The sequence below is a fragment of the Achromobacter sp. MYb9 genome, assembly GCF_002975275.1.
In the GTDB taxonomy this organism is placed as follows: domain Bacteria; phylum Pseudomonadota; class Gammaproteobacteria; order Burkholderiales; family Burkholderiaceae_B; genus Achromobacter.
In genome coordinates this window covers 20554-33283 of record NZ_PCOQ01000008.1, presented here as the reverse complement: position 1 = coordinate 33283, position 12730 = coordinate 20554, and the positions used below count along the sequence as shown (strand labels likewise).

General features: G+C 61.9%; 13 protein-coding genes. 4 read left to right on the top strand and 9 right to left on the bottom strand.

Features of this window, described 5'->3' with window-relative positions; all coding sequences use genetic code 11:
* Positions 1–19: 19 nt before the first annotated feature.
* Positions 20–517 carry a low affinity iron permease family protein gene (locus tag CQ050_RS13735; protein ID WP_105557391.1) on the bottom strand — a complete coding sequence of 166 codons (498 nt, stop codon included), beginning with the start codon at positions 515–517 and terminating at the stop codon, positions 20–22.
* 164 nt (positions 518–681) lie between these two features.
* On the opposite strand from CQ050_RS13735, the gene CQ050_RS13730 reads away from it, so the two are divergent.
* Both CQ050_RS13730 and CQ050_RS13725 read left to right on the top strand, forming a co-directional pair.
* On the top strand, positions 682–918 hold the full coding sequence (locus CQ050_RS13730; protein WP_105557390.1) for a CrpP-related protein: 237 nt from the start codon (positions 682–684) through the stop codon (positions 916–918).
* Between the two features lie 98 nt (positions 919–1016).
* Complete coding sequence (locus CQ050_RS13725; protein WP_105557389.1) at positions 1017–1295, top strand: hypothetical protein; 279 nt, start codon at positions 1017–1019, stop codon at positions 1293–1295.
* 41 nt (positions 1296–1336) lie between these two features.
* On the opposite strand, the gene CQ050_RS13720 is transcribed toward CQ050_RS13725, so the two are convergent.
* Positions 1337–1840 carry a CinA family protein gene (locus CQ050_RS13720; protein WP_105557388.1) on the bottom strand — a complete coding sequence of 168 codons (504 nt, stop codon included), beginning with the start codon at positions 1838–1840 and terminating at the stop codon, positions 1337–1339.
* Positions 1841–2002: 162 nt separating this feature from the next.
* On the opposite strand from CQ050_RS13720, the gene CQ050_RS13715 reads away from it, so the two are divergent.
* Positions 2003–2314 (top strand): hypothetical protein, encoded by a 312-nt coding sequence (locus tag CQ050_RS13715; protein WP_199196820.1) that lies wholly within the window; start codon positions 2003–2005, stop codon positions 2312–2314.
* Here the strand turns inward: CQ050_RS13715 and CQ050_RS13710 are convergent.
* From CQ050_RS13710 to CQ050_RS13680, 7 genes are all read right to left on the bottom strand, one after another.
* A complete protein-coding gene (locus tag CQ050_RS13710; RefSeq protein ID WP_105557387.1) occupies positions 2280–3812 on the bottom strand; it encodes a M81 family metallopeptidase in 1533 nt (510 codons plus the stop codon). The two genes, CQ050_RS13715 and CQ050_RS13710, sit on opposite strands and share 35 nt — an antisense overlap.
* A 107-nt stretch (positions 3813–3919) precedes the next feature.
* The gene (locus CQ050_RS13705) at positions 3920–5581 is read right to left on the bottom strand and encodes an ABC transporter ATP-binding protein (protein WP_105557386.1); all 1662 of its coding nucleotides are present in this window, start codon (positions 5579–5581) and stop codon (positions 3920–3922) included.
* Positions 5582–5606: 25 nt separating this feature from the next.
* Positions 5607–6509: an ABC transporter permease gene (locus tag CQ050_RS13700; protein WP_369868295.1), complete on the bottom strand. Its 903-nt coding sequence runs from the start codon at positions 6507–6509 to the stop codon at positions 5607–5609.
* Positions 6510–6522: 13 nt separating this feature from the next.
* A complete protein-coding gene (locus tag CQ050_RS13695; protein WP_105557384.1) occupies positions 6523–7464 on the bottom strand; it encodes an ABC transporter permease in 942 nt (313 codons plus the stop codon).
* Between the two features lie 7 nt (positions 7465–7471).
* Positions 7472–9070, bottom strand: a complete 1599-nt coding sequence (locus CQ050_RS13690) for an ABC transporter substrate-binding protein (RefSeq protein ID WP_105557383.1) — start codon at positions 9068–9070, stop codon at positions 7472–7474.
* A gap of 36 nt (positions 9071–9106) precedes the next feature.
* Positions 9107–10441, bottom strand: coding sequence for an amino acid deaminase (locus tag CQ050_RS13685; protein ID WP_105557382.1), 1335 nt, complete (start codon positions 10439–10441; stop codon positions 9107–9109).
* Positions 10442–10454: 13 nt separating this feature from the next.
* Positions 10455–11405: an N-carbamoyl-D-amino-acid hydrolase gene (locus tag CQ050_RS13680; RefSeq protein ID WP_105557381.1), complete on the bottom strand. Its 951-nt coding sequence runs from the start codon at positions 11403–11405 to the stop codon at positions 10455–10457.
* Positions 11406–11620: 215 nt separating this feature from the next.
* On the opposite strand from CQ050_RS13680, the gene CQ050_RS13675 reads away from it, so the two are divergent.
* Positions 11621–12655, top strand: coding sequence for a LysR family transcriptional regulator (locus CQ050_RS13675; protein ID WP_369868329.1), 1035 nt, complete (start codon positions 11621–11623; stop codon positions 12653–12655).
* Positions 12656–12730 lie beyond the last annotated feature (75 nt).

Below are 12730 nucleotides of genomic sequence, written 5' to 3'. Positions count from 1 at the left end.
GCCGCCAAGGAGGCCCCGGCTATCCGGCACGCCGCATTTTGTGGCGCGCCGGATAGCCGCCACGCCCCGCCCCGCGCGTGCCCCGGACGGGCCGTTTGCCGCCGCCCTTGCGCCGTTCGGATCTCGCCTGAAGCCTGGCCCGCGCCGTGGCTGCCGCTGCCAGCGCCAACAGCTTGTCTTCGTCCAGCCGCTCGGCGTCCACGAGCCGCTCGTCCGCCCCCTTCAGGGCAATCAGCAGCTCGTCCAGTTTCAAATGCAGCGCTTGGCCGTCCTTGTTCTGGCTTTGTTGAATCAAAAAGACCATCAGGAACGTGATGATGGTCGTGCCGGTGTTGATCACCAGTTGCCACGTCTCGGAATACCCGAAAGCGGGGCCGCAAGCCGCCCACACCAACACGGCGGCAACCGCGCAGCCGAAAGCGGTGGGCGAGCCCGCCCACTTCGTAACGTGCGCGGCAAAGTGGTCGAAGAACCTTGAGATGACGTTCGTCCGCCGGCTCCGGTTTTTTTCAGGCATGGTAGCCACCCACAAGGGATCCAGGTACCACGGGCCCAGAGCAAGTCCCGTGCCCTTGCCCCCCGCTGGCCGTACTAGCCCGTATAGCACCGCAACACTATTGCGGGAACGTCAGCTGCTGCGTAATATTTATCGCCCAATCATCTACTTTTGGAGGTGCGGCAATGCACGATGACATCCGAAAGCTGGGCGCCCAAGCCGCTCGTGATGGATTGACCTTGTGGGATTGTCCCTACTATCAGGCGGCCGTCATGCCAGGGCACACCGGTGAATCAATCGCCGAATGGCGTGAAAAGGTCGAGGCCTGGGAAGCAGGATGGATGGCCGAGACGAAATCCTGGAAACCTCCCAACGAGGTCGTCAGATATGTGCCGCGTGCTACCGAAAGACGCCGCCATTGAATGACGCCCGAATGGCACTGAAGCGCGTCTTCGGCGGGTGACGCGGCCCCGGCATGGCCCTTGGTGAGCCGGGGGCTCACCCAATGCGAGGGAGCCCCATGAAAGCCGATGCGATGACCGAAATCGAAAGCCCTGACCGCGACCCTCGATCCTTGGCGCGGCAACTGAAAGACATTGATGCGCGACGCCCGGACTTCCCTGGCGAACATCTGATCGTGTTCGGCCTGGGCGCCTGGCTACTCGTGGCAGGCACGCGAGGCAGAAGCATTCTTGCCCGCGCAGCCCTTACCGCGGCAGGCAGCGCCCTGATCGGCCGGGCGGCCAGCGGCACCGGAGGCATTGCACGCCTGGCCCGAGTACTGAAGCAGGTCAGGTGACGAAGCGCTTTGCGGCCGGTCTTGGCCACGCGGGCAACCGCCTAGCGAAGACCGGCCTGCCAGGTTTCGTGATACGCGATCAGCCGCTCTAGCGCGTACTCGGCGCTGGCACGCCGGATGGCGTTTCGCCCGCCGCTGAATTGCACCGTCTCGGAATACACCGAAGGCGATGCGTCGGCTGCGCCGGACTTGAATACCCAGGCAAAACACTGCGTCCCGGCCGGTATCCGGTCATCGGTGCCATCCGTGACGCCGGTATTCGATATGGCGACATTCGCCCTGCTGTTGCGCGCTGCCCCCAACGCCATTTCCCGGGCCACGGCTTCGCTCGTCAGGTTGTGGAGCCGAAGCGTTTTCGCCGAGACACCCAGGCATTTCATCTTAGCTTCCGGAGAGTACGTCACGAACGCGCAGTCCAGCAGGTCGCCCGCCCCGGGCACGTCGGCCAAGGTGGCGGCAATTAAGCCCGCCGTGCACGACTCCGCCGTCACCAGCACCAGTGAAGACTCTCGCATGGCAGTCGCGACCCGATCTACGGTGTTCATCCGATTTTCCTTCCTCGCCTTGCTCACCGACGGGTTCAGCAAGCAGCGTGCCAGGGCCAGCGCCGGTTCCGCAAGACACATCGCCCGCGCCACGGCACGGCGTTTGCTGGAACTCGCCATCCTGTACCCGAAACGGCTGACTGGCCGCCCAAGGAGAAAAAAATGAACTGGTTCTATACGAGCGGTGCGACGCCCCAACCCGGCAAAGACAATGGACCGCCCGCGCAACATCCGGCGGAGATACCTCCTTCCAAACCCAAACGGGACGACCGCCCGGAACGAGATGGCGGAAAGGAGGCTCCCTGGCCGCCCGACAGCATCCCGAATCCGATGCCGGGCGTGGACCCTCAGCAGACGCCGGGCATTGACAGGCTAGGTCCGCAGGCCACTGCCCCGACCACCCATTGCGCCAGCACTGCCGACCTGCGTTTCCAGAACCTCAAGCCGATTCCAGCTCGCGCGTCCCTGCTTTGAACTGCGCGAAGGTGGGCCCGCCGGGATGCATGCGCAAGCTGTCGCGCAACTGGGTCCAGGGCAAATCCAGAGGATTCATGGGCATCGGCCCGGGGGCCGCGCAGATCAGGATGTCGGCGGCGATGGGCGTGAAATCTGCCCGGAAATGCGTTGTGCTCTTGAGCACCAGTATGTTCTGCTGGGTGGGTTCGATTCCCACGTAGCGGAACATGGCCTGATCCGCCATTTGCGCTTTATGGGACGCCACGACGACACGCACTTCGCCAATACGCAAGCAGGCGCTTGGCCCCAGCTCCATGCGAAAACCGGAGTAGAAGGGACCGGTTGCAACGAACTTCCCGTCGGACAGCCGCTCCACCACGAAATCCGCTTCGAAAGGCGCGTCACCTGGAATCCGAGAATGGCCGCCAAGCGCGATGCGCACCGTTGCGCCCTCGCCCGCCTTGTGGGCCAGCAGAGCCGCCTGCGGATCCACCATCAGTCCCAACGCGCTGCCCGGCACGTTGTAATGCACAAGCGCGCGCAGAATTGCCGTGGTGTCGGAGTCTCCGCCTGCGCCGGGATTATCCTGCGCGTCGGCAATGACAACCGGTTTAGAGGCGCTGGCAGCCAGCTCCGCCGCATGCACCACCGCTTCTTCCGGTGAGTACAGCTTGCCCGCAAACGCGGCTTCGGCCGCCTCGACATCCGCTGCCAGCGCATCGGCCGCGGCATCCGCCGCCGATTGCGTATCGGCATAGGCCCACACGAGCGCGCCACAGTCCGGAAAGTCTGCGGCGGGAAAGCCCATGCAGAAGGACATGCTGGAAATTCCCGGCGCGGCCTCCAGCGTTTCAAGACGCTCGTAAAGTCCTTTGGCCGGCATGGCCATCGTGCTTTGCCAGCAGGTGGGCAACAGATACGAAATACGGCGGGCAGCCACGCCTGGACGCGGCATGCCGTCAAGCCGCTGTTGCATGAAGGCAAAGGCGCGAGCGCCCGTGTCAGCCATATCAACGTGGGGATACGTGCGGTAGGCGATCAGTGCGTCCGCCTCTTTCAGCATGCGCTCGGTCACGTTGGCGTGCAGGTCCAGGCTGGCGACGAGCGGCACATCAGGACCGATCAGTTCGCGCACGCGGCGCAGCACTTCGCCTTCGCCATCGTCGTAATGCTCGGCGACCATTGCTCCATGAAGATCAAGATAGACGCCATCCGCGGGCAGCGCCGCGGCGATGTCCGCAAGCAAGATCGCCGTAATGCGTTCGAACGCATCGCGCGTTACGTGCGCCGAAGGGCTGGCGGCACACCACAACGTGGGGATCAAGGTGTGCTTGTGCCCACGCGCCGCAGCCACGAAGCCCGCCGCGGGAATATTGGCGCCGTGGATGGCCGGAAAGACTTCCTCGCCGCGAGCCATCCCAGGCCAGCCTCCGCCCAGCTTGAAGGCGTCCCAATCTGCCTTGCTGGGTGCAAACGTATTCGTTTCGTGCTGAAAGCCGCCAACAATAATGCGCATCTTGCGCTCCTGTGCAATGGAAAAAACGGTTAGACCACCAACATCCCCGGACGATGGACCAGGCCGGGATCCAGAGGGCCCTGTCCATCGAATGCTCGGCCAGCGCTTCACGCCGCGCGCAAAGCGCGGAAATTGCGGAAATCCCAACCCCGCCCGGGTGCCGCCTCAATCAATTCGCGGGTGTAGGCCTGCTGCGGAGCCGTCAACACGCGGGCGGCAGGACCGGACTCAATGACACGTCCCTTCTGCATGACCACAATGCTGTCGCAGATCTGGGCCGCCACGCGCAAATCGTGCGTGATGAACAAGATCGCCACGCCCGTACGAGCCCGGATCTCTTCCAGCAGCTTGAGAACCTGATCCTGCACCGATACGTCCAGGGCGGAAACCGCCTCATCGGCCACCAGCAGATCCGGCTCCATCACGACGGCGCGCGCAATACACAGGCGTTGACGCTGGCCACCCGAGAACTGGTGGGGATAGCGTTGCATCACATCGCGCCCAAGGCCCACCAGTTCCAGCGCCTGCGCGGCCTTCTCGCGGGCTTCGGCGGTTGCAACGCCAAAGTTGACCAAGCCCTCGATCAGCGAATCGCCCACCTGACGCCGCGGATTCAACGAACGATAGGGATCCTGGAAGATCATCTGTACACGGGTCCGCCGCAGCCGCATCTGGGCGGTCGATACCTGCACGATGTCCTCGTCCTTGAGGAAAATGGCGCCCGCGCTTGGCTCAATCAACCTGACGACGCAGCGTGCGACCGTCGACTTGCCTGAACCCGATTCACCCACCACCCCGGCGATTTCACCGCGCCGCACAGTCAAGGCCACATCTTTGGCTGCCGCGACCACGCGCGCCGCGCCAAAAAAGGGCTTCTCCTTGTAGGTTTTGTCCAGCCCTATGACTTCCAGCACCTTTTCCCCGCTTGGCAAGGCCCGCTGCTGCGGCACCAGGCTGGGCACCGAAGACACCAGCATGCGCGTATACGCTTGCGACGGCCGGGAAAGCACCTGATCACGCGTACCTGTCTCCACGACGCTGCCTCGGTTCATGACCACAATGCGATCGGCAATCTCGGCCACTACGCCGAAATCGTGGGTGATGAACACCACGGCGGTGCGCTGGCGCTCCTGAAGCTCTCGGATCAGGGTCAGGATCTGCTTTTGCGTGGTCACGTCCAACGCGGTGGTCGGCTCATCCGCGATCAGCACTTGCGGCTTCAGGATCAAGGCCATCGCAATCACGATGCGCTGGCGCTGCCCGCCGGACAATTGATGCGGGTAGGCGTTGTAGACCCGCTCGATGTCGGGCAAATGCACCGATTCCAGCATTGCCAATACCTGTTTGCGTCGCTCGGATGCGCCCAGGCGGCTGTGCAAGCGCAACACCTCATCTATTTGCCTGCCCACCTTTTGCACCGGATTCAACGCCGTCATGGGCTCTTGAAAAACCATGGCGATCCGGGAAGCGCGCAGCGCGCGCAGGCGGTCAGGCGTCGCCCGCAGCACATCATCGTTGCCGAGCAGGATGGTGCCGGCCGTCGCGGTCAGCACGCCCCTGGGCAGCAGTCCCATGGCCGCCAACGACGTCACGGATTTTCCCGACCCGGACTCGCCCACCACGCACAGGGTTTCACCGGGATAGACCTCGAACGATATATTCTCGATCACCGGACGACGGGCGGCGCCATGGCCGGCTTGCACGGTAAGTGCCGAGATCTGCAGCGCAGGCGCCTGGCCTGTCTCGCGATTAGCGGATGTCGTTTTCATAAAGTCGTGAATCCTGGGTAAGCCATCAGAAGCGGCGCGAGAATCGCGGATCGAGCGCGTCGCGCAGCGCGTCGCCAAGAATGTTCACGCTCAGTACCGTCAACGACAACAGGAGTCCCGGATACAGGATCAGGCCTGGCAGCATCTGGAAGTACACGCGCCCCTCGGCCATTACGTTGCCCCAGGACGGCGTTTCCGGCGGAATCCCCGCCCCAAGAAAGCTCAGTACCGACTCCGTCAGAATCGCCGCGGCGAAGATATAGGTGCCTTGCACGATGAGCGGCGCATAGGTATTGGGCAGCATGTGCCGCAGCACCAGAACCGGCACCCGGGTACCCAGCGAAACCGCTGCTTCAACATAGGGTTCGTTGCGAACGGACAGGATTACGCTGCGCACCATCCGCGCCACCCGAGGAATCTCCGGGATGGAAATCGCCACCAGCACCGTGAACAGACTGGCCCCGGACAAGGACACCAGCGCAATCGCCAGCAATATGCCGGGAATGGCCATCACCCCATCCAGGAAGCGCATGATGATGGTGTCGGCGGACTTGAAGTATCCGGCCAGGATCCCCAGGACCAAGCCGGCCAGCAAGCTGGCGACGACCGCGCCCAAACCCACCACCAAGGACACCCGGGCCCCAAACAGCGTGCGCGAGTAAACATCGCGGCCATACGCATCGGTACCCAGCCAGTGCTCGGCGGACATCGGCTTCAGGCGTATGGCCGGATCCATCAGCGTGGGATCCACGGTTCCCAGCCACGGGGCAAAAATCGTACCGACCAGCAACAGGCTCAATAAGGCGATAGCCAGCATGGCCGGCCAGGCCGCCATGGTGGTTTTGAGTTGCCCCAGGATCGAAGACGTGGCGGCGGCCTCGACAGCAGGCGCGCCAGGCGCCGGCAAAGATGAAGTCGTAGCAGACATGGCGTGCGCACCTTTAATAACGAATGCGCGGATCAAGAACGGTGTACGAAAGATCGATCACCAAATTGATTCCGACATAGACCAATGAGAAGAGCAGGATCATGGCTTGAATGACGGGATAATCCCGCGCCAGCACGGCGTCCACGACCAAGCGCCCCAGGCCCGGAATGTTGAACACCGATTCCGTCACCACCACGCCGCCGATAAGCATCGCAATACTGACCCCGATGATCGTGACGATGGGAACGGCGGCATTGCCCAGCGCATGGCGCAGCAACACGCCGCTTTCGCGCAGCCCCTTGGCGCGCGCCGTGCGGATGAAGTCTTCCTGCATGACTTCAATCACGCTGCTGCGCACGATGCGGGCGATCAGGGCGACATACACCGTGCTCAAGGCCAGGGTGGGCAGGACCAATCGCTGCGCGAACTGCCACCCGCCCTCGGACATCGGCTGATAGCCCTGCACGGGGAACCAGCCAAGCTGCATCGAAAAAACCAGGATCAAGACGTAGCCAATGATGAAGACCGGCACGGAAAAGCCGACCACCGAACCTGCCATGATGGCGCGATCCAGCAATTTCCCCTGTCGCCACGCCGCCACGATGCCGAGGGGAATCGCCACCAACACCGTAAAGACGATGGTCGACAGGGACAGCGCGACGGACGGCCCGATGCGGTCGGCGATGAGACTGGACACCGGTGCATCGGAAATCAACGAGGTGCCCAGATCTCCCTGCGCCAATTGGCCCACCCAAATCGAAAACTGATCCGGGATGGACTTATCCAGCCCCATGTTCTTGCGTATTTCGTCTATCTGAGCCGAGGTGGCCCCGTCGCCAGCAATGATGGCGGCGGGATCCCCGGGGGTCAGACGCAACATGGCAAAAACAATGACGGCGACCACCACCAATACCGGAATGACCGAAAACAGGCGCTTCAAAAGAAATCCAGGCATGGCCGACTCACTTACCGGTTTTTTGGAGGTCCCAGAACACGGGAACCGGAGCAACCACCACGCCCGTTAGTTGCTTGCCCGTGGCGGACAGGTTTGAAAACTGGCCCAAGGGCACGATGACGCCTTCATCGATCACCAGTTCCTGGATCTCGTCAGCCAGGCGCTTGAGCACGGCCGGATCATTCGTGCGCGCAAACTGAGCCCGGCGCTTTTCGATCTCGGGCACATCCGGCCAGCCGAACCACGCATCCTTGCCGTTCGCGGCCACGCCCATGAAGGCAAGCGGGTCCCGGATATCCGCAATCACCGTATAGGTGCCGAAAATATTCCATCCGCCCTTGGCCGCCGGTTCGTGAGAAGCGCGGCGATTAAGCACCGTCTGCCAGTCCATGGATTGCAGATCCACCTTGAAGCCGGCCTTGCGCAGCGATTGCGCAACCACCTGCAGGATGGGCGCCGAGCCCGGGTTGTCCGACGGCATCAGTATCACGACCGGCGTGCCGTCGTAATTGGCTTCTTTCAGTAAAGCCGCGGCCTTGACCGGGTCGCCCTTCACCAGTTTTTCGGCGCCGATGCTGCTTTCGTAGGGGCCGCCGCAGCCAAATACGGCAGCGCAGGTCTGGAAGTACTTGGGATTGCCGATCTGCGCCTGCAGCACCTCTTTCTGATCAACCGCCAGTACCGCCGCTTGTCGAATCAGCTTGTTGTTGAACGGCGGCTGCTCGAAATTGAAGCGGATCTCGGATTGCCCGCCTTGCGAGGTCAGGACATGCAGATTGATGTCTTTATTGCCTTCCAGCATCGGCAACAGGTCGAAGGGCGCTTTTTCGAGAAAATCGATTTCCTTGTTGATCAACGCGTTCACCGCCGTCATCTGATCCGGCATGGTCACCCATTTGACCTTGTCCACCTTGACGACCTTGCCCCCCGCCAGGCCGCTGGCAGGCTCCTTGCGCGGCACATAGTCCGTGTTCTTCGCGTAGACCACCTGCACGCCCGGCTTGTATTCCTCGGTCACGAAGCGGAACGGGCCCGAGCCGATGGTCTCTTTGATCGCTTGCGACGGCGGCGTATTGGCGACGCGTTCGGGCATCATGAAGGCGGGGATGGCACTGGGCTTGGCCAAGGCACGCACCGCCAGATCCGTGGCCTCGGAAAAGCGCATGACAAACGTCCTGTCATCAACCGCTTCCATGCCGGACATCATCGAGGCCATCATCTGGCCCATTTTGTCCTGCGATGCCCAACGCTTGATCGACGCGATGCAGTCGGCCGACGTCACCGGCTTGCCGTCATGCCACTTCAGTCCTTCTCGCAAGATGAAGGTATAGGTCTTGCCGTCATCGGAGGCTTTCCAGGATTCCAGCATCTGAGGCTGAATCTTGTTGTCCCCATCCAGGGCGAACAGCGTGTCGTACACCATGTAGCCATGGTTCCGGACGATATAGCCGGTGGTAATCACCGGGTCCAATGAACGCAAAGCGGCATGCATCACCGCCGTGACGGTCTGCGCCTGAACGGGCGCGAATGCGGCCGTTCCAAACAACGCGCTGGCGGTCAGTGCCAGCCGTACTGCCTGCAATGCCATCGATTGCTTTCGTGCCATGTTTTTTTCCCCTTGGTCTAAAAGAATGAAAGCTGCTTAGAAGTAAGTGCGAATGGCTCCTACCACGTCGTACCGCTCGTCCACCATCAGAATGGCCTCCCATTTGTCGAACGTCAGACACGGGTGCGAAATGCCAAAACACACCATGTCGCCCACGCGCAAGGGCGAATCGACGGGAACACTCATGTGGCAGTGCTGATCATCCAGGCCCGTCGCCACGTGACCTTGCGACAAGGGCGAAGGCGCCGCGGCGACGCTGGGCACGGCATTCGTGGCCGGCCGGAACCACCCCATCACGGGGGGCATGTGGTCGGGCGAAATATCGCGCTTTCCAAGATTGACAACGACCTTTCCCGCCTCGGGCCGGGACTGCACATAGCCCCAGACTTCCAGCGCCGGCCGCAAGCCATGGCCCAAGCTGGCAACATCCGGACTGCGATCCTGCAACCGCGCGAACGCCTCTTTATAAAGATGGGAATCGTGCGTCAGGTAGCAACCGCTGCGGGTCAACACCATGTGCTCGCGCGACAAGCGCAGCGAGGAAAAGTGTCGTGTCACCAGGTCGTAGAAAGACGACCCGCCGGCACTCAGCAGAATCGGGCCGGCGGCAAAGGCCTGCTGGGCTTCACACGCCTGCACGGTCGCAATCATGCGGGCGAGAAAGGCCGCGATCTGCGTTTCCACATCCTGGTCGGGCAAGGGCTTGATCAAGCCCTCGAATCCTTCCACCCCCCGCAGGGCCAGATAAGGAGACGCTTGCTTCAGCGCGGCAATCACCGCTTGCACGCACGCATCGTCTCGGCACCCGGTACGGCCGCCGGCGTATCCCACTTCAAGCAGCACCTGCAAGGGCCTGCCGATATCGGCTTCTCTGGCGGCCTGAGCCAGTGCGTTCACGTGCGCCGCGTCGTCCACCAGGCAATAGAAATCGAAGCCGGGATCGTCGCGCAATGCCTGCAATATGTACGCGACAGCCTGCTTGCCGACCAGCTGGTTCGCCAGCACAATCCGCTTCGCGCCGAACTGGCGAGCGACCTGAACCTGATGACAGGTCGCCAGCGTGATGCCCCAGGCGCCATCGCGGCGTTGCAGATCAAACAGCTGGGGGCTCATCGTGGTCTTGCCGTGAGGCGCGAAAATCGAGCCGCGCTCTTCCAGAAACCGGCGCATCCAGTCACTGTTGTGATGCAAAGCGTCTTGCCTGATCACTGCCAGCGGCAGCGGCAAATCCTCGCGCAATACGTTCCATCCCTGCTTCGCGACGTCGTCGATGGGTACCGACCCGATCACGCCCGGCATCCCTTTCACGCAGGCATCCAGGGGCGCATGTGCGCGCGTGGCCACGATAGGTTCAGAGGCAAAATGGTTCATCGTCGTATCCGCCTCAAGCCGCTTGCTTGTTCAAGGCCGGACCCACACCCTTGCGCTCGACAATCAAGCCGTAGTGCTGCGGTTCGCGATGGCGCGCGAAATCAAAAAATGTCTCGCGATACACCTTGCTCATGTCCAGATCGCAGCGCGCGGTCACGAGTTCGTCTTCCAGTGTGGTCGCCATCGCCACGATTTCGCCGGAAGGCGCGATGATGGCGCTCTGCCCGATCATCAGGGACCCTTCTTCGCGGCCGCACTTGGCCGTGCCCACGACCCAGGTGCTGTTCTGATACGCCCCCGCCTGCATGGCCAGGTGGTTATGGAAATTGGACAAGCCATCCACCGCGCCGTCGCCGGTATGGTCATTGGGCGTGTTGTAGCCCAGCACGATAAGTTCGGCCCCTTGCAGGGCCATCACCCGATAGGTTTCGGGCCAGCGCCGGTCATTGCACAAGCACATGCCCACGACGCCGCCAAAGGCGTCCCATACGGGAAAACCCAAATTACCCGGTTCAAAATAACGCTTCTCCAGATGCTGGGAGTCGCGGCCGGGCTGCGGCTCCACATGCCCGGGCAAATGGATCTTGCGGTACTTGCCAATGATTTTCCCGTCTGCGCCGACCAGGATGGACGTGTTGTAGTGGTGCGTCTTGCCGTCTTCGACGGCCAGCTCCGCATACCCGATATAGAAGCCGATGCCTAAGGCGCGCGCCTCATCGAACAAGGGCTGCGTCTGCGGATTCGGCATTTCCGTCTCGTACCAGGCGTCCAGCTGGGGGCCGCTTTGAATCAGCCAGCGCGGAAAGAACGTGGTCAGGGCCAACTCAGGAAAAACCACGAGTTCGCAGCCGCGCGCACTGGCTTGCCGAAGCAATGCGATCAGCCGCTTGACCACCGCTTCCCTGCCCTCTGTCTTGGCAATCGGGCCAAGCTGCGCCGCGCCGATCGTGATATGCCGTGCCATCGTTGTCTCTCCGTGAGGTCGACCTGCGTGTGGTCGCTGATGGCTGCATAGTCACCTTGATCAGAAGACGATACAAACGACTTATACTGGCCCAGCCCATTAGCAGTACTAATCTCAGGCCAGCCAATCGCCGGGATCGGGCAACGCGCAATTTGCTGCACCGCGATGACGCTTTTTTCGCACCGTCTCATGCCAATCCTGCACCACGCCGGGGAATGGCCAGCCTACTAACGAAGCAGATGATGAAGACGCGTTTCTCACCCTCTCTATTGACTTGGTTGCGCTGCTTCGAGGCCGTTGCGCGCTGCGGGAGCTTTACGCGTGCAGCGCAAGAACTTCACATTACCCAGGGCGCGGTAAGCCAACAGATCAAGCAGCTTGAAGGTTGGCTTGAAGTCCCCGTGCTGCAGCGACTACCCCGGGAAGTGTTGCTTACCGCGGAAGGCGAACGATTGCGTTGCGTGGTCAGCGATGCATTTCGCTGCATGGATACGGTCATCGGTGAAATCCGCCAGGAACGCATTTCGGCGCCCATGGAAATGATTTGCGCGCCCTCGTTTGCCATGCGCTGGCTGATGCCTCGCATGGGAGACTTTTTTCGATGCCATCCTGATATCCCTCTACGCGTGCAGGCCGAAGTGCAGCCCCTTGACGACAAGCACCCTCCTGGCAAACACATCGACGCCATGATTTGCTTCACGCCCGCACAGACGGCCCCCAACCAGGGCGTGGCAATGCTGGATGAATGGATCTTTCCCGTTGCCAGTCCGGAATTCCTGGCAGCGCACCCCGAAATCCTGACCCCTCACGACCTGCGGCTGAATTTCCTGCTGCATGACGACTCCGCATGGTCGGGCGCCCCCGCCCTGATCGAATGGCGCACGTGGCTGGAACATGCCGGCGTGGATCTGCCGGACTTGCACCTGGGCCAACGCTTCAACCTGTCGCAATTGGCGGTGGGCTCGGCCATGACCGGGCAAGGCATCGCGATGGGACGCGCGGCGATCGTTTTCGAAGATGTACAGGCAGGCCGATTGATCGATGTATTTGGCATCTTCGCCCCCTCGCCCGCCTCGTACGTCTTCGCGACGGCGCACCAGCCGTCCGAACAGATCGCCGCCCTGCAGGGTTGGATGCTTGCCGAAGCCGACGAATTCCGCCATCAACGCGATCAGCATTTCGCGCAGCATGCCGCGTTTACCCGCCAGACCCCGTCCCTGCAATTGCACATGCTGAACAACCGAGGCTGAGGCAGTAGGTTGCTCGTCACTGGCGACGGCGGAGTTTTTGTTTATCCTTGCGGCTAGAAGGTAGTAGATTCTAAT